Here is a 20,149-nt window from a genome sequence, read left to right on the forward strand (position 1 = left end):
GGCGCCCCTATTTAGCCGAAGTGACTCCGACTACCGCTACTGAGCCGTCTAGGATGATGCTGACGCCCTCTTTTACCGGAATGTCTCGGATCAAAAGCGAATCGCCTACGTCAAGATCGCTCACATCGAGCGTAAAATCGTTTGGTAGATCTTTGCCTGCGCATTTTACGGCTATACGGCGCTTGGATTGCACCAAAATACCTTTGTTTTTTAGCCCTTTAGCGACGCCAGTTACCTTAACCGGCACTAAATATTTGCTTACGACGTCATCCTGAACTACTCGCAAATCTACGTGAGTTAGGGTATTTGTGACGGGGTGCTTTTGGTATTCTTGCACTATAACGCGATATGTCTTACCGCCCACGCTAACCTCGAAAGGAAGATCCTCTTTCGCGCGCATAGCTTTGATAAAGTCGTTTACTTTAAACGCTGCGTTAATATTTTCAAATCCTTTCGCATAAATATTAGCGATTAGATAACCATCTCGTTTTAGGGATTTTGAAGCCCTTTTACCGATACTATCTCTAACGATACCTTCTAACATTAGGTTTCCTTTGTGAAAAAATGAAGCGTGATAATAGCTAAATGTTGCTTTAAATCTATTTAAGCGCCACGATGAAATTTAGAAGTAAAGCCGCACGGAATTTAGCCGATTAAATTTACGCTAAATCCTGCGAACTCAAGACATACTCGTATATGCACGAGCAAGCGAATAGAATTCCGCCCGCGCGGCGGCAGGCAGAATTCTTTAAAATTTTAAATCGCAAAATTTTAGAATTTTAAAATTTACGACTTAGCGGATCTCTTTTAGCTGTACGACTTCGCCGGCGAGCATCTCCTCGGCGCTCTCCCCGGATTCAGCCGCCAAATCCCTTTTTTTGGCAAGATCGACATTTTTGATCTGCAGATCGAGGTCATTTCTTTTAGAGGCCTTGTCCAGCGCCTCTTCGCGAGTAATAATGCCGTCTCTGTAAAGATCGAGCAGGTGCTGATCGAAGGTCTGCATGCCGTATGTGTTGCGACCGTCGGCAATCGCGTCAGGAATTTCATCGTCGCGCGCATCAAGTATCATATCCTTAATACGGGTGTTTTTGCGTAGAATTTCAACGACGGCTACGCGCTTGCCCTCGATAGTACGGGCAAGGCGCTGAGAGATGACCGCCTCTAAGACGGATGCTAACGTCATTCGGATACGCTCCTGCTCGGCTTGCTCGAACATCGCAATGATTCGGTTTACCGTCTCTTTTGCGTCAATAGTGTGCACCGTCGAAAAGACGAGGTGGCCCGTTTCTGCGGCGTGAAGCGCGGTCTCGATCGTCTCTAAATCGCGCATCTCGCCCACAAATATAACGTCTGGATCCTCTCGCAGCGCGGCGCGAAGCGAATCGGCGAAGTTATTGCAGTCCTCACCGATAGCGCGCTGATTGATGATGCATTTATCGTCTTTGAAAACGAACTCTACGGGGTCTTCGATCGTAACGACGTGACTGGTTCTTTGTCTATTTATGCGATTGATCATGCTTGCGATCGTTGTCGTCTTTCCGCTTCCCGTAGGTCCCGTAAGTAGCACGACGCCGCGCATAGCCGTGTCGCAAATATCTTTGATCGAGGGCGGTAACCCTAAATCGTCGATCTCTGGAATTTTAACCGGGATCGTTCGGAAAACCGCGCTGATACCGTCGATTTGAAAGAAAATATTAACGCGGAAGCGATAATCTTCGTTTAGCTTGTAGGTAAAATCCACGCTCTTTTTCTCGATAAGCTCAGGAAAGCGCGTGATGAGAAGCTCCTTAGCCAGCGTCATCGCGTCTTCTTTCAAAAATGGCGTCTTGCTAAATTTTACTAGCTCGCCGTGGATACGACCTCTGATAACCGCGCCAGATTTTATATGAAGGTCACTACCGCCGTTTTGGATTAGAAATTCCAAATATTTATTTAGCCTATCTCGCTGCTTAAAATCCAGCGTAGAAGCGTCAACTTGATACTGCGAATAATCTATAGAACCCGCCATCATTTCTCCTTTTTAAGTGTTTTTATTATCTCTTTAAATGCCTCTTCAAAAGCCGCTAGTCCGTCATCCAGCAGCTTTTTATACGCCTTTTTCATATCGATCTTCGCATCCGCTACGTGAGCGAAAAATTCCTCTATCTGCGCGTCGCTAGGCGGCATTTTGGGCTTTTGATCGCCGCTTATAAAAGCCTCTATCGTCTCAAGCGGCGCGGTGTTTACGCAGCCCGGATACATCAGCTCGCTTACGTAGTAATCCTTTGGCAGATCGTCTCCTTTTACGCCCGTGCTCGCAAACAGCGGCTTTACGTAGTTTAAATTTTCTTTAGCGATGATATTGTAGCATTTTGAAGCGTTCATCGTGCCGATTTTGCCGGTAGGGAGGCCCGCCGCGGCCATTTTTTCATCCAGTAACCTATCGAAGCGGCTAATGAAGATGCTAATTACGGTTTTTGGTAAATTTGCTTTCGGGAAGTAGCGGCGAAAGCCCGCGATACCCTCTTTTATCGCCTCGATACATTTTGCGGTCTGCTCCGGCGAAAAAACTAAGGTTGCATTTACGCTGATCCCCTTTTTTAGCAGATCGCGCATCGCTTCGTAGCCCGCCTTGGTTGCGGGGATTTTTATCATTACGTTTGGCATGCCGATCGTGCCGTATAGGTGTTTGCCTTCGCGATACATCGCCTCGGCGTCATCTGCGAAATATGGATCGACCTCGATACTTACAAAGCCGTCATCGCCGTTAATAAAATTTTTAAGCAGGCTCTCCGCCGCACTTCTGATGTCCGCAGTGGCTAAAATTTCATACAGCTTTTTAGGCTCTTTTTTTCTAAATTCCTCTTTAGCCGCATCGTATGCAGAGGAGCTTAGGATTGCGTTTTTAAAGATCACAGGATTGGAAGTCGCGCCGTTAATTATCCCCTTTTTGATCAGCTCGTCGAAATCTTTATCGATAAAATCGCGCTCCAAAAAGTCGCACCAAAGGCTGAAATTTAGGACTTTATCATACATATTTCATAATCTCCTTCAAATCCTTTTTTTCAATGCAGACGCTCGCGTGTTCTTTTAAAATTTCATTCGCGCAAAAGGCGATTTTAAGTCCCGCCTCGCGAAACATCGAAACGTCGTTCGCGCCGTCTCCCACGCACATTACTTCGCTTGCTTTTAAACCCATCAGCGATTTAAGCTGTGCAAGCAGGACGCCTTTTGAGTATCCAAACATCATCTCGCCGCCGAAAAGCCCGGTTAAAATTCCGCCCTTTTCATGCAGATAGTTCGCAAAGCTCGCATCAAAGCCTAGTTTTTTTTGCGCGGCGTCGGTAGCGAGATGAAATCCGCCGCTAAAGACGATCACCTTTATGCCTTTGTCCTTTAAATACGCGATGATCTCGCTAGCGCCGCAAACAAAAGGCAAGCTCTCCGCGATAGCTTTGGCATCGCTAAGCCTCATGCCCTTTATTAGCGCCACGCGCTCGCTAAGACTCTCGAAAAAATCAAGCTCGCCCGCCATCGCCCGCTTCGTAATTTCGCTAACTTGTCGCTGCGTGCCCATTTTAGCGGCGAAAAAACCTATCGTCTCGCCGTCCATCAGCGTAGAATCAAAGTCGAAAACACAAAGCTTTATCATAAATATCCTCGCAAAAATTTAGGAATTATAGCTAATTTAAGTTTAAGTTTTTTGGAATTAGCATAAATTTTTCGCTTTTTGCGACCTCGTAAATTTTGCTCCCAGCCCCGAACGAGCATAAATTTATATATTTTTTCTCGCCGAAATATAAAATTTCATCTTGATGATAGTGGCCTTCGATGATCAAATTTGCCGCGTAAAAATCGATCTTCGGCGCGATTATATCCTTAAAATTTGGCATTTTTTTGTAGAGGTTTTTCCCCTCCTGCGATTTTAAGATCATCTTTGAAATTTTAAATTTTAAAGCGCGATCGAGCAGGTCCATAAATTTTAAAAAAGCTCTATTTCGTAGCGAAAGCAGAGCAAACTGCGTCAGGCGCGGCAAAAACAGATCGCCGTGCGCGATCTGCACCGCTTCGCCGCTCTCGCAGATAAATTTCACTGGCTGCGCGGCGTTTGGATAAACTTTTGCGCGGGGGAAAATTTCGCGCAGATTAAAATCGTGGTTGCCCTCGAAGTAAAAAATTTCGCATTTTCGCGACAGCTCGTTTATTAGCGCGATCTCCTCTTCGTAGAAGCGCTGCACGTAGGTCGTGTTTGCCAAAAAATCAAACATATCGCCCATCATAAAAATTTGAGGCGGCAAGCTTTGTGCAGAACACAGCGCGTGCAAGAATTTCAAAAATTGCGGTCTGCTCGCGCCCGCGTGCGCATCGCCGATAAAGATTGTGCCCGGTTTTATCGTCTGAATTTGATCATTTTGCATTTAGGCTCCGGCGCGTGACGGCTTTTGCAAAAAGCTCATCGCTTAAATTCCGTGCGCGATGCGCGGCAGCGCCGTAGCTTCGGCGAATCCGCACATTAAATTTGCGTTTGCGATCGCCTGTGACGATGCTCCGCGCAAAAGATTATCGATCGCCGAGTTGATCCAAATTCTATCGCCCGCAGTTTTTACAAAAATATCGCAAAAGTGCGTCCCTACGACGTTTTTTATACTCACGGGTTCGCTTCGGACGCGCACGAAAGGCTCGTTCGCGTAAAACTCCCGCAGCACCGCCTCTGCGTCCACGCTCTTTTGCAGCACGCCAAACGCGCTAACTAGCATTCCACGCGTAATCGGCAGCAAATTCGGCACGAAAAGCGTGCTAAATTCGCCGCCTCTTAAAATTTGCAGCTGCTCTTTGATCTCGTCTGCGTGGCGATGCGAGATCGGTGAGTAGGCATTTGCGTTTTCGTTCACGCTTACGAAATGGCTGCTTGTTTTGAGGGCCTTGCCTGCGCCGCTTACTCCACTTTTTGCGTCGATAAATACGCCGATACCCGGATCAAGCAATTGCACGAACGGCGCGAGTGCCAAAATAGAGCAGGTCGGGTAGCAGCCCGGGTTTGCGGTAAGTCGCGTCGTGCGGATCTTTTCGCGATTTAGCTCGGGCAGTCCGTAAACGGCGTGGGCTAAATTACGAGGGTCTAAATGCGCGGTGTAATTTTTCTCGTAAAGCTCGCGGCTTAGGCGATAATCAGCCGACAGATCGACTACCTTAACACTTTTAAATTTTAAAATTTCGCGGGCAAATTCCATCGCTTTTCCATGCGGCAGCGCTAAGAAAATAAGATCGCATCTTTGCGCCGCAACGCGAATATCCGCGGCTTCTACGTGCATCTCAAACACGCCGCGAAGCTGCGGGAAAATTTCGCTTATCTCGCCCTGCGCCGAAGCGCTCAAATATGAAATTTCAAAGCTCGGGTGGGAAAGTAGAGCCTTAATCAGCTCAAGCCCCGTATAGCCGCTAACGCCTATGATGCCTACTTTTTTCACGCTAATTCTCAAATTTTATCGGCTTGTATTCGACGCTTAAAATTTCCACATCGCGTGTGCCTGATGGTAGCTGAAGCACCACCTCATCGCCCTCAGCTTTACCTAAAAGCTGGCGCGCGAGCGGCGTATTGATATTGATGAGCTTGCGCGAGATATCCGCTTCGCTAAGCCCTACGATCGTGTAAACCTCCTCCCGCTCGGTCTCTACGTCCATAAAGGTAACGGTGGAGCCGAATTTTACGCGGTCGTGCTCGTAGGTAGAGGGATCGATGATCTTTGAGCGAGAGACGATGTCGCTAAGCTCGGCGATACGCGATAGCAGAAACGCTTGCTCTTCGCGCGCCGCGTGGTACTCGGCGTTTTCTTTCAGATCGCCATGTCCGCGCGCGATGTCGATCTGCTGGACTATGTGAGGTAGCTTCACGCTCTGAAGCTCCTTGAGCTCGGAGGTGATCTTTTCATATCCGTAAAGCGTCATTGGTTCTGTCGTCATAATCTTCCTTTCTTTTTATCAAATTATATAAGCTTTAGCCTTAAAATTTTAGCTCGCAGGCTGCGTTAAAATTTTTGCCACGTTTTCGCTGGAGCCGAGCTTTAGATAATCTCGCAGCTTCTCGCTCGCAAGTTTAAATTTAGCGGAGTCGCAGCGCTCGTATGCGGCGAGTAGGTTTTGCGCGCTTACTTCGCCTTGCAAAAGCTCCTCGTGCAGAGGCTCCTCGCCCAAAAAATCAAAAATAATATTCGCAAGCCCTACGTGCTTTAGCTTTACGAGCTTTCGCGCGAGCCAAACGTCAAACGACTTTGCTTTATAGCACAGCACGAACGGAGTGCCGATGAGCGCCGCTTCAAGCGTCGCCGTACCCGAGCAGATGAAGGCGAAATCGCAATCCTTAAGCGTGGCAGGAGTATCGTTTGCGATGCTAAAGTCGTCCAGAGGCCCGTAAATTTCATCTCTTTGATCCATCAGATGCGGCGGGACTATCAAGATTCGCTCGCTATTTTCAAATTTAGGCGCAAGGGCTCTAAAAATCGGCATCAGTCTTGAAATTTCAGCTCTGCGCGAGCCGGGCATAAAGGCGATCTTGCCCTGCTTTTCGTAGCTTGTTTTTTGAAATTTTATCTCGTCAAGCAGCGGATGCCCTACGAAAGAGTACTTTGCGGATTTAGCGCTTTGCTCGCTCGGGCGCGCGGCATCTTCTTTCGGCGTAGCGTCTTTATCTTTTGTTTCTTGTAGTGCAGCGTCTTTGCTCTTCGCTTGTTGCGGCACAGCGCCTTTATCTCCCTTGAAATCCGCGCCGAAAAATTTTGCCTCAAAAGGCCAGATGGAGAGCAGATTGTCGCAAAACGTCTTCAGCTTCTCCGCTCTGTGCGGCTTCCATGCCCAAACCTGCGGCAGGATATAATATGAAATTTCCGCGCGCGCGCCGCTTTCTTTGATCGCGCGAGCAAGCGGCAAATTAAACGCGGGCGAGTCGATCAAAAGCACGCGATCGCACTCCACCGCAAGCCGCGTCATCTGCGCTATCGCGCGCTTGGCTTTTAAAATCAGCGGCAGAATTTCTATAAAGCCCATCGCCGAAAATTCGCTGCTTTTGTATATCGGCGAACCCAGCTTTTCATCGAAAATTCCACAAATCTCGCAAGCGGGATCAAGCCTTTTAAGATGCGCTAGAACCTCTTTGAAATGCAGGTTCGCAGAGGGTTCTAGGCAAGAGATTAAATATTTCAAATTTGGCCTTTTGAATTTTTGTTAATTATAGCAAAATGTGCTAAAATTAAGCCGACAAAGGATTTAAGATGAGAAATTTTAAAATTTTAGCGCTATGCGGCGCGTTCGCGATGTTGCTGGGCGGTTGCAGTGCGGCTAAATACCAAAAGCGTCAAGTCACCGAGGATCCCGCAGTAACGGCGCGTTTTGAGGCGCTTAGTAAGCTAGGCTCGCCCGCACTCGTCGCTAAAGCCGCAGCTAGCGAGATCGCAGCGGACGTAGGCGGTGCAAAGCCCCATGTTAAGGTCGCGCAGTTTGCCTTCCTCGAAGAAATTAGCGCACAAGGAAGCGATCTGATCTATGCCTACTCGCTAAGCCCTGGCTGGGCGAGCCTGAAAAGCTCCGATCGGCAAAAATATCTCAAATTGCTAGCCAAGGATATTACCGAAAATGACTGCAACACACCTAGTACGCGAGCTTTATTGCGAAGCGGAGTGCGTGAAGTGCACCGATTTTTCTACGATTATCCAAGCTCGCACCTACTTGATTCGCAGGTAAGCGAGGAGATATGCCGCAAAGCAGGGTTATAGATAAGTCTAGCGTAATTTTATGCCGCGGATTTGCATCGGCGCGAAAGCAAAATTTCGTGGTGTAAAATTTTACAATAATTTAAAAGACAAATTTTGCGGCAAGTTGCGGAGTGCGGTCGCAAAATTTAATTTAAGGAATTTCGAAAGCGAAATTTAGGCGATGGAATTACGTGGCAGGCTATAAAAATTTGTAGCGAAAAAAGATAAAATTTCGTAGCAAAAAGACGGAATTTTTCTATAGATTTTGTGATCTAAGTTTCGTGATGGAATTTTTGCGAAAAAATTTGGCACGATGAAATTTTACGCCGCGCAAGCTAAGTAGCAATTTTTGCATAGTAAAGAATTGAGCGCTAGAATTTTTGCAGACGGAATTCCGCCCCGATAGGCCTGTCGTGAAATTTTAGCTAAAGAGAGAATATGAAAGAAATTTTAATCACTAACGACGACGGATTCGAAGCGCGCGGGCTTTTGGAGCTTGCAAGCGCGCTAAGAGGGGTCGCAAACGTCACTATCGTAGCGCCAAGCTCGGAGAAATCGGCATGCTCGCACTCACTCACTCTTACCCGTCCGCTTAGATTTATCAAGCTCGACGACGGATTTTTCAAACTCGACGACGCTACGCCCGCAGACTGCGTGTATTTGGCGCTCCGCGCGCTGTATAACCGCAAGCCCGATCTGGTGATAAGCGGCATAAATCACGGCGCCAACGTCGCGGAGGACGTGACCTATTCGGGCACGTGCGGAGGCGCGATGGAGGGGGTCTTGCAAGGCATTCCCGCGCTTGCGGTGAGCCAGTTTTACGTCGCGGACTCGCTGCAGCGATACGGGTTTGATCTCGCGTGCGAGCTCGCGGTGGAATTGGTCGAGAAAATCTTTAAAAAAGGCTTTCCTCTGCCGCCGAAGCAGTTTTTAAATTTAAATGTCCCTGCCGTCTCAAAGCAAGATTTTAAGGGGCTTTCGGTTGCTCCGTGCGGCGAGAAGCTCTACGATACCGACGCGCAGCTAAACCGCAATCCGCGTGGAATTGAGTATTATTGGCTCGGCAAATCCACGCTCAGCTTTGATGCGAGCAGGAACGAAAACAGCGATATTTCAGTGCTTTTTGAGGGGCGGGCGACGCTAAGTCCGATCAAGCTAAATTTGACCGCGCACGAGCAGATGAGCGCGCTAGAAAGGTGGATGAAAAACGATGAGTGAGGTCGTAGTAGACCGCTTTTCGCGCTCGCGCCTGCTTTTCGGCGAGGATTTCGCACGATTGCAAAGCGCTAAAATTTTAATCTGCGGCTGCGGCGGCGTGGGCGGAGCGGCGATAGAGGCGCTGTACCGCAGCGGCGCGGTAAATCTAAGCGTGATCGATTGCGATCGCTTCGAGATCACCAATCAAAACCGCCAGCTTGGAAGCGAGCACCTAGGCGAGCTAAAATGCGAGGTTTTCGCGCGCAAATTTAAAGGCATGACGCCGATCGTCGCTAGGATCGATGAGGAATTTTTGTCGGAATTTGATCTGGCGCAATTTGATTTCATAATCGACGCGATCGACGATGTGGGCGCTAAGATCGCGCTTGCGCTGCGCTGTAGCGAGGCGGGCGTAGACTTCGTAAGCTCGATGGGCGGCGCAAAGAGGCTCGATCCCTCTAAAATCGAAATCCGCTCAATCTGGCGGACGCAAGGCGATCCGCTCGCGCGCAAGATCAGATCTGAGCTGCGAAAGCGCGGCTTTGCGGGCGATTTTGACGTCGTCTGCTCAAGCGAGCCGCCGCGCGTCAAATCAATGGGCAGCTTCATGGGCGTGACCGCGAGCTTCGGGCTTTTCATCGCAAGCTACGTCGTGCGCAGGCTGATAGGCGATCAGGCTTAACGCTTAAATTTCATAGCGTTTAGGATTGCGGCTCCGCCTGATCGTGTTTGGCGGTTAAATTTTAGATATTTTGAGCTTTGGATCCGAGCGTGCTCTGCGTGCGGTACGGCGCGGCCGGTGCTTTGCGGCGCGCGTGCGGTTAAAATTCAAAGGACGAAAGTGAAATTTTACCGGACGACGAAGATAAAATTTACTCGGCGCGAAGGTGAAATTTCATTCGCCGCGAAGGATAAAATTTTATCCGCAAAGATCGGCGCTCACGCGCGAGATGAAATTTAAGGACCGCGCGAGCTACACGCGCATGCCGATGTATACGGCGCGCAGTTTTAACAAGCCAGATAGCGGTCTAGGATTAAAAATTTAAATAGGCGGGTCGCGAGCTTGCTCGTGGGCGAAATTTTGATTAAATTAAGCTTGCGTGTATATTCTTTACGGCGAATTTTCATAGCAGCGCGGTAAAATTTTATCGCAGTTTTGCGCGCTTTTTGATGCAAAAAGAGGCGCACCCAGGCAAGTAAAACCAAATCAGCGCGCATCGGCCGCCGCGCAGCGCCTAAATAAGCGTAAAGCGCAAGCAAGGCTCAAGCAAACGCAGCGGCAAGCTTACTTCTAAATTCCATTTTTTACCGCTCGCAAAAAGCGGAATTTAGAAATTTAATTTAAAGGAGCAGCGATGAATGAAATTTTTACACGCACGAGCGTGCGGAATTTTACCGAAAAAATGCCGAGTGACGATCAGATCGAGCTCGTGCTAAAAGCCGCGATGCAAGCCCCTAGCGCGGGCAACCAACGCTCATGGGAGTTTTACGTAGTGCGCGATCGCACCGCGCTTACTCTACTTAGCAGCGTCGGCACCTACGGCGGCTGCACGAAGGATGCGCCGCTTGCGATCGTGGTCTGCACGCGCAAAAGCGGCTTAAAATTCCAGCCCTACGCTCGCTATGACTGCGCTTGTGCGGCAGAAAATCTTTGGCTGGCAGCGCACCATTTGGGGCTTGGCACCACGTGGCTGGGCGTAGCGCCCGATATTTACGCGATGGAGCGCGTAAGAGAAATCTTGGATCTGCCTGGGCATTTAGAGGCGTTTTGCATTATGCCTTTGGGCTTTCCGTCTCGCGTCACAAAGGCGCATTCGCGCTTTGAGCCCGCCAAAATTCACTTCGTAGGCTAGAGATGTTTATTTCACAGAGTAAAATCGACGATCTTATCGCTAGCGACGGCGCGTTTTTGGACCTTACGACCGAGCTTTTGCAGGACTTCGTGGATTTAAACGCGCCCGCGCGACTTTCGATCGTAACGAGGCAGGATCTGATCTTTAGCGGCGGAGGAATCGCGCGCGAAGTAGCGGCGCGCCTTGGTTGCGAGACGCAGCGGCTAGCGCGCGAGGGAAGCGCATTTTGCGCGGGGGATGAAATTTTTAGCGCGCAGGGAAGCTTCGAGAACCTCCATAAGGCTTGGAAGATCGTTCAGATCGTGTTTGAGTACTCCTGCAAAATTTCAACCTACGCATACGAGATGGTTGCTCTGATGCGAGAAGGTAATCCGCGCTGCGTGCTGGGCGCGACGCGCAAGAGCTTTCCTTTTGCGAAGGAGCTTTGCATAAATGCGCTGATCGCGGGCGGTGGGAGCATGCACCGCCTGGGGCTGCACGACAGCGTCCTATTTTTTTCAAACCATATCCGCGCGTTTGCAAGCTTTAGCGAGTTTTGCGCGCAGATCGCTAAATTTAAAGAGCGCGCGCCCGAGCGAAAGATAATGATCGAAGTGGCGAGCGAGCGCGAATTTGGCGAGCTTTTAGGCTACGCACCCGATGCGATAATGTGCGATAAGATGAGCCCGGGCGAGCTTAGAGCCTGCGTTTTGAGGCGAGATGAGACGGCGCCGCAGATTAAAATTTGCGCCGCCGGCGGTATAAATAAAAATAACTGCGCCGAGTTTGCAGCTACCGGCGCGGACGTGCTCGTAAGCTCGGCGGTTTGGAATCAGGGTGTGTGTGATCTTAGTGGAAAGATAGAGCTTATCTAAATATTAAATTTTAATTATAATGCAGGCTGTGCGCCTTGGATCCGCAAAAAAGCGGGATTTATTAATAAATAAGAGTATATTTTGTAGAATTCTTAAAATTTCAAAAAAAGGATTTTCATGAAAAAAATTGCTTTTATTTTAGCACTTGCGGCAAGCGTTTCGTTCTGCGCGGATCAGCTGATAATCGCAGCCGGCGGCGGATACAAAAAGCCCGTCTCGGCCGTGATCGAAAATTTGAAAAAAGAGGGCATGGACGTGGCGGGATCGTTTGCCAACCTCGGCCAGCTCGTCATTCAATCGCGCGAGAATAAAATTTCATTCATCGTGGGCGACGAGGCGTTTTTGAAAAGAAGCGATCTAAATATCACTAAATTTGAACGCGTCGGCCGCGGCACGCTTGCTTTGGTGACGCCGAAAAATATCAAAATAAACGATGTCTCAGAGATCGCAAAGTTCGATAAAATCGCGATGCCCGATCCTAAAAAGGCGATTTACGGTATCAGGACGAACGAGTTTTTACAAAACGCCAAGATGGAGCCGGTAAAAGATAAAATTTTAGCCGTCGCGGGCGTGCCGCAGGTAGTCGCTTACGTCATCAACGGCGAGGTGCAGGCGGGCTTTATCAACAGCACCGAAGCGGTCGCCAAAAAAGATGAGTTCGGCTCGATCATCTACATCGACGAGAGCCTCTACAGCCCCGCATACATCGGCATCGCAAGGCTTGGCGCGTGCGGCGATGAAGCGCTTTGCGAAAAGGTGATGGAGGAGTTTAAATCGGACCGCTCAAAAGAGATTTTTTCAAAATTCGGTCTTAAATGAGCGACATCGCTTGGATCGCGCATCCTCTGATACTAAGCGTCAAAGCCCTGTTTTGCAGCTTTTTGCTGCTGATTTCAATAGGGCTAGCAATTTCATATTTTTTAGCTTTCAGCAAATCTAAATTTAAAAAGATCGTCGAAATTTTAGTGATTTTTCCGCTCATCTTCCCGCCGATCGCGACGGGATTTTTGCTGCTTTATGTTTTTGGGAAGAGCGGATTTATCGGCTCTGCGTTAAATTTAGACATCGTTTTTAACTTCTCTTCATTGGTAATCGCCGCATTTTTGGTCGGGCTGCCGCTGTTTGTAAAGCCCGTATGCGCGAGCTTTGAGCTATTTCCGAAGAGCCTAATCGAAGCCGCGCAAATTTTAGGCAAAAATAGAGCTCAAATTTTCCTCTTCGTCATCCTTCCTAGCTCGCTTAAAACGCTCGGCTCCGCACTCATTTTAGCGCTCTCGCGCGGGCTTGGCGAAGTGGGTATCACGCTGATGCTAGGCGGAAATATCGTTGGTAAAACCGACACGTTAGGCCTTGCGATCTACAACGCCGTGTATGACGGAGAAAACGAGCGGGCGCTGATTTTAAGCGTTTTGCTCGTAATTTTCAGCCTGATTTTATTCTTCGCGATAAGCCTTTTAGATAAAAAGCGAAATTTATCTAAATAAGAAAAATTATTTTTTAAGTATTTTTGGATAAAATTGCACTCACATTTCATTTTAAAGGATTTTTCATGAAGAAATTTTTAATTTCATCAATTTTAGTCGCAAGCGCTTTAGTCGCTCACGAGCACGGCGATATGCAAAATTTCGATCCTAAGACGGGCAAGCACCTCGTCATCACGATGGAGCAGCTAGGCGAGAAGGGTAACGTGAGCGTAGGCGAGGTCGTAGCGGTCGAGACGAACTACGGAGTGGCGTTTTTCCCGAATTTAAAGGGTCTTACTAGCGGCGTGCACGGCTTTCACGTACATCAAAATGCCGACTGCGGCGCGACTGAGAAGGGCTTAGGCATGAAAGCTGGCGGCCACTGGGATCCGAGCGACACCAAAAAGCACTCGTTTGCTTGGGATGACGGCGGTCACAAGGGCGATCTGCCTGCGCTTTTCGTTGACGCAGAGGGCAATGCGGTCTATCCGGTGCTGGCTCCGAAGATCAAGAGCTTAGATGAGCTAAAGGGCCACTCGCTAATGGTTCACGTCGGCGGCGATAACCACAGCGACCATCCGAAACCGCTCGGCGGCGGCGGCGCTAGAATGGTCTGCGGCGTTATAAAATAAGCTTCGTTGCGGATGAAATTTAATCATCCGCAATTTCTAAGTATGTCCGCTCTGCGGTTAAATTTACGCGATGAAATTTCGCCGTCCGCAGCGCCGAGATACGCCCGCTTTGCCGTTAAATTTACACGCGGCGAGCTTTTGATACAACCTATGCAGCGCGAATTTATGCTAAATTTACGCGCTGCGCACCTCTTGCCTTCCGCTTAAAATTTTAAAATTTAGCCTTGTTTGCACGCATTGTGCTTCCGCTTTGTTTTTGCCGCAGCGGCGTAAAGTTTTCTAAATTTAAATCAGGGCTCTAAATTTACGACGCCGAGCTATTTTGGCGGCGCGAGAGCTCACTTAACTTTTTCTTCACGACTTTTTCCTACAATCACGCTAACTTTCACAAAGGAGAGAGAATGAAAAAGATTGTTTTAGCAAGCGTTTTAGTTGCGGGCGTGCTGTTCGCCGCAGATTTTAGCTCAAGCACCCCCGAGCAGATCAATGCCGTAGTCGCCGGCGCGGATGCCAAGAGTTTAAGCGAAGCGGCGTTTGAGATCGATAAGCGCGCAGGCGAGCTAAGGGCGCAGGCAAGGGATCTCAAGCGCGGATTTAAGACGGAGTTTAAAAAGAAACTGGACGCTATGAGCGTCGAGGATCGCGAGAAATTCCTAGACGAGTTTAGAAAAAACTATAACGCCCAGGCGGGCAAGCTAAGCGTCGAGCAGGCGGATAGACTGGATATCGAGCTCAAAGATCGCGGTAATTTCGGCAAATTTAAAAGGCCTGCTCATGGGTTCGGTCCGCACAGATCGCAGATGGCACCCGGCGAGTGCGGTCATATGCCGCCTAAAGGAATGCGCGACGGCGCGGGTCCGGCAATGCCGCCAAGAGACGCGATGCCGTGCAATCAAAACGCGGGCGCCGCTGTGTACCCTATGACGCAGCAATAGCCGCCCGCGCGCAAACTATTTAGTTCCGGGCAGCATTTGCGCGGAATTTTAAAGCCCGGCGTTTTGCCTGTAAATTTTAAAATTCCGCGGCGCGAAAATTTTATATCGTAAAATTTTAGCCTCTTGCGCCGCTTTGCGCACTGCGCAAATTAATTACTAGGCGAGCAATCTAAATTTACGAAGCGTGCCTTAGAGCCAAGACGCGCCGTTTTCGCCAAGATAAAATTTGCCGCGAAATTTTGCAATTAAATTTTACGTGGAATTTCACAGGGTATAATTTCAAAAATTCTACGCAAGGAGGCGGGCCATGGCAAGAGTTTTGATCGTCGAGGACGAGGGGATGCTGCTAGATATGATGTGCACCTACATGCGCGGCGCGGGGCACGAGGTAAGCGGCAGCAAAAGCTACGACGAGGCGCTTTCATTAGCATACGAAAAAAGCTTCGATCTGTGGATCTTCGACGTCAAAATCATCGGCGGTAACGGCTTTGCGCTACTTCGCGAGCTGCGCGAGGCAGGGCGCGGCGCTCCGTGCATTTTCACGACGTCGCTAAACACTCTGCAAGACGTTGAAAGCGGCTTTGGAAGCGGCTGCGACGACTACCTAAAAAAGCCCTTCGAACTAAAAGAGCTGGCTCTGCGCGCGGATAATCTGCTAAAGCGTACCTTCGTCCACAACGCCGCCCTGCACGAAAATATCGGCGGAGGTTTTAGCTTCGATATGGCTCAGCGCGCGCTATATCATGCAGACAGGCTCGTGCCGATGCCGCAAAAGCAGGCGCGGCTTCTTGCTCTGCTTCTGAAAAACCGCGATAAGCTCCTTAGTAAAGATGAAATTTTCGCCGCGCTGTGGGACTACGACGAAAGTCCGAGCGAGCTTAGCTTGCGCGTTTATATTGCGGAGCTGCGAAAAATTTTGGGTAAGGATCGCATCATAAACGCTTCCAAGCTCGGCTACAAATATCTTTAGGAGCGCGCCGTGTCCAAAATGCGTCAAATTCTACCTATTTTTTTACTCTACACGCTTACTAGCGTCTTGTTTTTGGCGCTGGTAAGCAGTGTATTTTACGAGCGGGAGAAGTTTTTTATCGCGGATCGCGATGCCTTTGCGATCAGGGATTTTAAACACGGCTTAGAGGCTAAGCTCACTCGCGGCGGGCGCCTAAAAGAGAGCGATTTCGACGCTATGCAGGCATACGCGGCGGATCTGAATAGCAGCGATGAGATCGCGCGGGATTTTGAGCCGAGGGACGGCGCGCCGCGCGTGTATATGGAGGGGTCTGGCAGGATTGAGCAGTTTAATCTCACCGCCAGGGACGGCACGGAGTACTACGTAGCGATCAAAACGGAGGCGCTTGAGGGCAAGCTCGCGGCACTGAAGCTTAAAATTTTAGCCGCGAGCGCGCTTATTTTGGCGCTTATTTTGCTGATCGCGTATTTTATCATCCGCCTTTCGCTGCGCCCGCTTTATGAAAAGATCGAGTTTCTAAATGGCTTCATCCGCGATACGACGCACGAGATCAAGACGCCTCTTAGCGTGATTTTGATGAGTATCGAGCTTTTTGAAACCGAGCCGAAAAAATATCTAGGCAATATCAAGGCGGGCGCAAATACGATAAACGCATTGTTTGAGGATCTAACCGTGCTAAGCTTAAACAAAAGCGGCAGCGGGCGAGAGGTAAATTTAGGCGAGCTGTTGCAAAGCCGTACCAGGTATTTCGGCGTCGCTGCGGAGCAAAAGCGCATAAATCTAAGCGCCGATCTGCGCCCGGTAGCCTTTTGTGCGGATGAGTTTAAACTGCGAAAAATCATCGATAATCTGCTTGGCAACGCGATAAAATATTGCGACGAGCTCGGCTGCGTCGAGGTGAGTCTGCGCGAGCGTTCGCTTCGCATCAAAAACAGCGGTGCTGGCATCGCGCAGCAAAATTTGCCGCATATTTTTGAGCTTTACACCCGCTTTGACGAACGTAACGGCGGCTTTGGCATCGGACTTTTTATCGCTAAAAAATACTGCGACGAGCTCGGGCTTAAAATTTCGTGCGATAGCAACGAGGACTGGACGGAATTTGAGGTGAAATTTTAACTTTACCCAAATAAAATTCTGCGCGAACGAAATTTTAGCGGGCGGGCTTGCTAGGCTTAACCGCGTAGGTTTAAATTTAGCTAGTGATTCCGTTCGTAAAAATTTGCGCTAGGTTATAATTTGACGGCGGAATTTATGCATGCAATTCGGTCGCGCTCGCAAAATTTCGCCCGCCGGTTTGCAGAATACAAAGCGTAAAATTCTAAGGAATTTCGTGAAATTTTATTTGGACGCGGGCAAGATTGCGGCGGCTACGGATAAAATTTGCAGCAGCTTAGATAAAATCGCACGCGACAATCGGCAAAATTTCACGAAATTTCACCGTGTACCGATTGGGTTCGCCCTTGCTAGGCTGCCTCATACGCGCCGTATTCATAGCTAGTGCAAAAGGCGGCATCGTTTTGGGTTTTGATACTAAAGAGAACACATATCCTGCTTCTCATTCTTGCCGCTCGGTGCGTTGGCGTGGATTACGCGCGGGTAAATTTAAAATTTAGCTCCGCCCCGTCGAAGTGAAGTTTTATTGAAACGAGCGGCGCAGCTATTTTAAGCGCGTAGCCGCCCTTCAAAATGCACTCCGATCTTTTTAAAGCACGCGGCAAATTTTAAAATTTGCGCGTAGGCAAAAGGGCAAAATTTGAGCGGTGAAGCTAGGTTTTATCGCTTTTAAATTTGACTTCGTCTTTCATATAAAATCAAATTCTGGGATTTTTGAATAAGCTATTAAATTTAACCAAATTTGACCCCGCCCGAGTCAAAATAAGCGGGGCGAATTTGATCATTTCTCGCCGAGCGCTTCCCTGCTCTCTGCACTATTTGCTAAAATTCGATCATTTCTCCCCTAGTGCCCAGTAAACGATCGGTTTAGCTCCGAGCCTTGCTTCGCCGTGATACATGCCGAGCTTATCTTTCGTCCACGCAAAGCCTGTGTGTGCGTGCTTATCGATAAAGATGCCGCCGAGCCCTTTGCCTATTCCCGTATTATGCGGGTGCTTTTGCAAGATGTTGCAGTAGGCTACGCTTTAAATCAATGCTGCGGCTGTCCGTATTTAGCCAGGATCACAAATGTCTTGCTGTGATTTGCCTTTGCTCTAAAATTTGCACGATCTCATCTAAGCTTAAAATTTTGCCGTGCGAGTCAAAGCCTACGTTTAGTATACGGCCCTCTAGGCTGGAAGCGCGGTCGTGCAAGTGTCCGTGAAGCATAAAAGAGCCTCGCGAGGCGTGGTTGTGCTCCTCTACGGGATAGTGAAACATACAGATGCTCATACCCGCCTTGCCGTCCTTTATCGCACCCGCGCCGCCGTCAAAATTTAGCTCCTTGTAGTGCAGGATATCGCTAAAGATAGGATTTCCGTCATCTTTTAGCTCGCGTAGCAGTGCTTCTTTGTTTTGGCTGATGAGCGTATCGTGGTTGCCTAAAATCAGCACATGCGAGCCGTTTAGCCTACGTGCGACGCTTTTTAGATCCTTCAATTTATTACAAAATGCAAAATCGCCCAGATCATAAACCGTATCTTCCGGCCCCACTACGGCATTCCAGAGCTCTATTAGCTTTTCGTTCATCTCGCTTACGTCGTTAAAAGCCCTAAATTTAGGGCAGTATTTCATAATATTGGCGTGATAAAAATGTAAATCGGAGGTAAAAAATATCATCATTTTCCTTTAAGCTCTAATCGCCGCTTACGTAAATTTACGCGGCGCCAAATATTTGCACGATAATCGTTAAACTTTTTCTAAAAATTCTTTTATAAAGCCTAGCTTGCCCTGCTCGTCAAGGGATTTGAATTCTCGCTCGTTTGCTTTGATGTGATCGACCAAAGGGTGAAATTCTTCATCAAGCTTGGTTTTATCCAGTTTGCCGGAAAGCGCCTCGTTTTTACTGCGAGCAAAAAATTTATTCACGAGATAATAAGGCGTTTTCATCTTAAAGCAAAAATCGTTCTGGCTTGGGATATACACCATAAAGCCCTCGAATTTTGCCTCTTTGACTATATTTTTTAGCTCTGCAAAGCTCGTTTTTAGATACTGCTCGTCCTTCTTATAAAAAGGTCTTTTTAGCGCGCCAGCGGTGCTTGCAGCGATCTTATCCAGCTCAAATTCGCTTGCTTGCGCGCCGGTTTTAGCGTCGATAAGTCCGATAAAAGTCTCACCAAGCTCCTCTTCTACGATGTGCGGATCGCTCTCGTCGGTGATCTCAAATAAAAAAGTTTTATTTGGATAGCGTTTGAAAATCTCTTCAAATTTGCAGCAGTGCTCGCGCGCCATCTGTGCAAATCTACTATCGGTCGATCCCGTCGTGGAGTAGATGACGCGGCGGTTAAAGCTCGCGCCGCTTTCGCCGATATCTACGTAGGTGCAACACCCCAAAAAGCCGTTTACCTTTCGCACGGCAAGCACGGGCGTATCGTCTGTGATATCGATAGGATAAAGGCTTTTGCGCGAGGTAAATTCCGAGTAGTTATAGACCTTTTTAAACGGACGCACGATGATATTTAGATCATCGTCCATTATGAGCCCGCGCATCTCAAGCAGCGCCTTATCCCAATCGGCTTTGAAAAAGACGCGTTTTGAGTATTTGTAGGTGCGAAGCTCTGGATAAAGCTCGCTTTGACGCGCACTCCAGAGCCTTTTATCCTGCGTAGCGGCGATATATTTTTTCGTTACGTAGGTATTTTGCGCAGCATCAAAGGGCAGATCGCGCCTGTTTAGAGCCGCCGCGTCTTTAATCTTTTGCGCTACGCTTTGGCTCATAGGATTAACGGGCGGGATCAAAATTTCGCCCTCTATTTTGTTGTTTGCGATCTTGATAAACATCGCTATCACCGTATTTTCATCGACGCCGTGCTCGGAGGCGAAGAAATTTTGCATTCTAAAGCATTCAAAAATAAATCCATTTTGGGCGGCTTGTTCTTTTAGGCTTAGCAGCTCTTTGGTGCGCGCACTCACGTTGCTAAGCACGATAAGAACGTCTTTGGTTTTGTTTTCCAGAGCAAATTTATACGCCTGCTTTATCTCGCGGGCGACCTTGCGCTTCGCGTCCTCCAAAAGCTTCGGCGACCAAGTATAAATCCCTGCCTCATCGGTTAAGAACATATCGTTTTCCAGATGATAAATTTGCGCCTGCGGATATTCATTTTTAAATTCTTTAATTTTCTCTTTTGCGAAAGTCGTTTTACCCGAGCCCGCGTGTCCGCGAACGACTATAAATTTTCTCATTTTACCGCCTTGATTTTATGTGGCGATATTCTACCTGAAATTTGAGCGCTTTGACATCAAGAAATATGGATTTTGGTAAAATTTAAGGCTCAGCGGAACTTAATATTTCTTGATTTGAGCCTAAGTTAAAGAGAGCCAATTTTAAATAGAAATTTGCGCTTTGCCGAGGCGCTAAATTAAAAT

General features: G+C 48.4%; 23 protein-coding genes. 11 read left to right on the forward strand and 12 right to left on the reverse strand.

Annotated features, from left to right (window positions below; all coding sequences use genetic code 11):
- Positions 1–7 precede the first annotated feature (7 nt).
- The 8 genes from QZ176_RS02270 to QZ176_RS02305 form a co-directional block, all read right to left on the reverse strand.
- Entirely contained in the window at positions 8–544 is a 537-nt protein-coding gene (locus tag QZ176_RS02270) for a 50S ribosomal protein L25/general stress protein Ctc (RefSeq protein ID WP_177388523.1), read from the reverse strand.
- A 249-nt stretch (positions 545–793) separates the two neighbouring features.
- On the reverse strand, positions 794–2,011 hold the full coding sequence (locus tag QZ176_RS02275) for a PilT/PilU family type 4a pilus ATPase (protein ID WP_177388521.1): 1,218 nt from the start codon (positions 2,009–2,011) through the stop codon (positions 794–796).
- A complete protein-coding gene (locus QZ176_RS02280; protein ID WP_295150947.1) occupies positions 2,011–3,018 on the reverse strand; it encodes a transaldolase in 1,008 nt (335 codons plus the stop codon). Before QZ176_RS02280 ends, QZ176_RS02275 begins: the two co-directional genes overlap by 1 nt.
- Complete coding sequence (gene serB / locus QZ176_RS02285) at positions 3,011–3,634, reverse strand: phosphoserine phosphatase SerB (protein WP_295150949.1); 624 nt, start codon at positions 3,632–3,634, stop codon at positions 3,011–3,013. Before serB ends, QZ176_RS02280 begins: the two co-directional genes overlap by 8 nt.
- A 31-nt stretch (positions 3,635–3,665) precedes the next feature.
- A complete protein-coding gene (locus tag QZ176_RS02290; RefSeq protein ID WP_295150951.1) occupies positions 3,666–4,400 on the reverse strand; it encodes a UDP-2,3-diacylglucosamine diphosphatase in 735 nt (244 codons plus the stop codon).
- 42 nt (positions 4,401–4,442) lie between these two features.
- Positions 4,443–5,450: an N-acetyl-gamma-glutamyl-phosphate reductase gene (argC, locus tag QZ176_RS02295; RefSeq protein ID WP_295150953.1), complete on the reverse strand. Its 1,008-nt coding sequence runs from the start codon at positions 5,448–5,450 to the stop codon at positions 4,443–4,445.
- A gap of 1 nt (position 5,451) precedes the next feature.
- Positions 5,452–5,943 carry a transcription elongation factor GreA gene (gene greA, locus QZ176_RS02300; protein WP_177388511.1) on the reverse strand — a complete coding sequence of 164 codons (492 nt, stop codon included), beginning with the start codon at positions 5,941–5,943 and terminating at the stop codon, positions 5,452–5,454.
- A 48-nt stretch (positions 5,944–5,991) separates the two neighbouring features.
- Entirely contained in the window at positions 5,992–7,179 is a 1,188-nt protein-coding gene (locus QZ176_RS02305; RefSeq protein ID WP_295150955.1) for a DUF354 domain-containing protein, read from the reverse strand.
- A 68-nt stretch (positions 7,180–7,247) separates the two neighbouring features.
- Between QZ176_RS02305 and QZ176_RS02310 the strand changes: the two genes are divergently transcribed.
- The 11 genes from QZ176_RS02310 (at position 7,248) to QZ176_RS02360 (ending at position 16,747) form a co-directional block, all read left to right on the forward strand.
- Complete coding sequence (locus QZ176_RS02310) at positions 7,248–7,748, forward strand: hypothetical protein (RefSeq protein WP_295150956.1); 501 nt, start codon at positions 7,248–7,250, stop codon at positions 7,746–7,748.
- A gap of 417 nt (positions 7,749–8,165) precedes the next feature.
- Positions 8,166–8,945, forward strand: coding sequence for a 5'/3'-nucleotidase SurE (surE, locus tag QZ176_RS02315; protein WP_295150957.1), 780 nt, complete (start codon positions 8,166–8,168; stop codon positions 8,943–8,945).
- Positions 8,938–9,606 (forward strand): ThiF family adenylyltransferase, encoded by a 669-nt coding sequence (locus QZ176_RS02320; protein ID WP_295150959.1) that lies wholly within the window; start codon positions 8,938–8,940, stop codon positions 9,604–9,606. The genes surE and QZ176_RS02320 overlap by 8 nt, the downstream gene beginning before the upstream one ends.
- Positions 9,607–10,279: 673 nt before the next feature.
- The gene (locus QZ176_RS02325) at positions 10,280–10,777 is read left to right on the forward strand and encodes a nitroreductase family protein (RefSeq protein ID WP_005869576.1); all 498 of its coding nucleotides are present in this window, start codon (positions 10,280–10,282) and stop codon (positions 10,775–10,777) included.
- 2 nt (positions 10,778–10,779) lie between these two features.
- Entirely contained in the window at positions 10,780–11,631 is an 852-nt protein-coding gene (gene modD / locus QZ176_RS02330) for a ModD protein (RefSeq protein WP_295150961.1), read from the forward strand.
- 117 nt (positions 11,632–11,748) lie between these two features.
- A complete protein-coding gene (gene modA / locus QZ176_RS02335) occupies positions 11,749–12,450 on the forward strand; it encodes a molybdate ABC transporter substrate-binding protein (RefSeq protein WP_295150963.1) in 702 nt (233 codons plus the stop codon).
- Entirely contained in the window at positions 12,447–13,115 is a 669-nt protein-coding gene (locus QZ176_RS02340; RefSeq protein WP_295150966.1) for an ABC transporter permease subunit, read from the forward strand. Before modA ends, QZ176_RS02340 begins: the two co-directional genes overlap by 4 nt.
- Positions 13,116–13,180: 65 nt before the next feature.
- Entirely contained in the window at positions 13,181–13,726 is a 546-nt protein-coding gene (locus QZ176_RS02345) for a superoxide dismutase family protein (protein WP_295150968.1), read from the forward strand.
- A 401-nt stretch (positions 13,727–14,127) separates the two neighbouring features.
- Positions 14,128–14,661, forward strand: coding sequence for a DUF1104 domain-containing protein (locus QZ176_RS02350; protein WP_295150970.1), 534 nt, complete (start codon positions 14,128–14,130; stop codon positions 14,659–14,661).
- A 307-nt stretch (positions 14,662–14,968) separates the two neighbouring features.
- Positions 14,969–15,631: a response regulator transcription factor gene (locus QZ176_RS02355; protein WP_295150972.1), complete on the forward strand. Its 663-nt coding sequence runs from the start codon at positions 14,969–14,971 to the stop codon at positions 15,629–15,631.
- Between the two features lie 18 nt (positions 15,632–15,649).
- A complete protein-coding gene (locus tag QZ176_RS02360; protein WP_295151113.1) occupies positions 15,650–16,747 on the forward strand; it encodes a HAMP domain-containing sensor histidine kinase in 1,098 nt (365 codons plus the stop codon).
- A 274-nt stretch (positions 16,748–17,021) separates the two neighbouring features.
- Here QZ176_RS02360 and QZ176_RS02365 read toward each other — a convergent pair whose 3' ends face one another.
- The 4 genes from QZ176_RS02365 to QZ176_RS02380 form a co-directional block, all read right to left on the reverse strand.
- On the reverse strand, positions 17,022–17,174 hold the full coding sequence (locus QZ176_RS02365) for a hypothetical protein (RefSeq protein ID WP_295150974.1): 153 nt from the start codon (positions 17,172–17,174) through the stop codon (positions 17,022–17,024).
- A gap of 403 nt (positions 17,175–17,577) precedes the next feature.
- The gene (locus tag QZ176_RS02370; protein WP_295150976.1) at positions 17,578–17,748 is read right to left on the reverse strand and encodes a hypothetical protein; all 171 of its coding nucleotides are present in this window, start codon (positions 17,746–17,748) and stop codon (positions 17,578–17,580) included.
- A 58-nt stretch (positions 17,749–17,806) separates the two neighbouring features.
- Positions 17,807–18,403 (reverse strand): phosphoesterase, encoded by a 597-nt coding sequence (locus tag QZ176_RS02375; RefSeq protein ID WP_295150978.1) that lies wholly within the window; start codon positions 18,401–18,403, stop codon positions 17,807–17,809.
- A 69-nt stretch (positions 18,404–18,472) separates the two neighbouring features.
- On the reverse strand, positions 18,473–19,966 hold the full coding sequence (locus QZ176_RS02380; protein ID WP_295150980.1) for an RNA ligase: 1,494 nt from the start codon (positions 19,964–19,966) through the stop codon (positions 18,473–18,475).
- Positions 19,967–20,149: the final 183 nt, after the last annotated feature.

Origin of the sequence: uncultured Campylobacter sp. (assembly GCF_905373215.1) — a bacterium.
Lineage (GTDB): Bacteria > Campylobacterota > Campylobacteria > Campylobacterales > Campylobacteraceae > Campylobacter_B.

What these genes read in the sequence shown, in the direction of transcription:
- QZ176_RS02270 (WP_177388523.1), bottom strand. Translation starts at nt 544, where the DNA reads ATGTTAGAAGGTATCGTTAGAGATAGTATCGGTAAAAGGGCTTCAAAA.
- QZ176_RS02275 (WP_177388521.1), bottom strand. Translation starts at nt 2,011, where the DNA reads ATGGCGGGTTCTATAGATTATTCGCAGTATCAAGTTGACGCTTCTACG.
- QZ176_RS02280 (WP_295150947.1), bottom strand. Translation starts at nt 3,018, where the DNA reads ATGTATGATAAAGTCCTAAATTTCAGCCTTTGGTGCGACTTTTTGGAG.
- serB (WP_295150949.1), bottom strand. Translation starts at nt 3,634, where the DNA reads ATGATAAAGCTTTGTGTTTTCGACTTTGATTCTACGCTGATGGACGGC.
- QZ176_RS02290 (WP_295150951.1), bottom strand. Translation starts at nt 4,400, where the DNA reads ATGCAAAATGATCAAATTCAGACGATAAAACCGGGCACAATCTTTATC.
- greA (WP_177388511.1), bottom strand. Translation starts at nt 5,943, where the DNA reads ATGACGACAGAACCAATGACGCTTTACGGATATGAAAAGATCACCTCC.
- QZ176_RS02310 (WP_295150956.1), top strand. Translation starts at nt 7,248, where the DNA reads ATGAGAAATTTTAAAATTTTAGCGCTATGCGGCGCGTTCGCGATGTTG.
- surE (WP_295150957.1), top strand. Translation starts at nt 8,166, where the DNA reads ATGAAAGAAATTTTAATCACTAACGACGACGGATTCGAAGCGCGCGGG.
- QZ176_RS02320 (WP_295150959.1), top strand. Translation starts at nt 8,938, where the DNA reads ATGAGTGAGGTCGTAGTAGACCGCTTTTCGCGCTCGCGCCTGCTTTTC.
- QZ176_RS02325 (WP_005869576.1), top strand. Translation starts at nt 10,280, where the DNA reads ATGAATGAAATTTTTACACGCACGAGCGTGCGGAATTTTACCGAAAAA.
- modD (WP_295150961.1), top strand. Translation starts at nt 10,780, where the DNA reads ATGTTTATTTCACAGAGTAAAATCGACGATCTTATCGCTAGCGACGGC.
- modA (WP_295150963.1), top strand. Translation starts at nt 11,749, where the DNA reads ATGAAAAAAATTGCTTTTATTTTAGCACTTGCGGCAAGCGTTTCGTTC.
- QZ176_RS02340 (WP_295150966.1), top strand. Translation starts at nt 12,447, where the DNA reads ATGAGCGACATCGCTTGGATCGCGCATCCTCTGATACTAAGCGTCAAA.
- QZ176_RS02345 (WP_295150968.1), top strand. Translation starts at nt 13,181, where the DNA reads ATGAAGAAATTTTTAATTTCATCAATTTTAGTCGCAAGCGCTTTAGTC.
- QZ176_RS02350 (WP_295150970.1), top strand. Translation starts at nt 14,128, where the DNA reads ATGAAAAAGATTGTTTTAGCAAGCGTTTTAGTTGCGGGCGTGCTGTTC.
- QZ176_RS02355 (WP_295150972.1), top strand. Translation starts at nt 14,969, where the DNA reads ATGGCAAGAGTTTTGATCGTCGAGGACGAGGGGATGCTGCTAGATATG.
- QZ176_RS02360 (WP_295151113.1), top strand. Translation starts at nt 15,650, where the DNA reads ATGCGTCAAATTCTACCTATTTTTTTACTCTACACGCTTACTAGCGTC.
- QZ176_RS02375 (WP_295150978.1), bottom strand. Translation starts at nt 18,403, where the DNA reads ATGATATTTTTTACCTCCGATTTACATTTTTATCACGCCAATATTATG.
- QZ176_RS02380 (WP_295150980.1), bottom strand. Translation starts at nt 19,966, where the DNA reads ATGAGAAAATTTATAGTCGTTCGCGGACACGCGGGCTCGGGTAAAACG.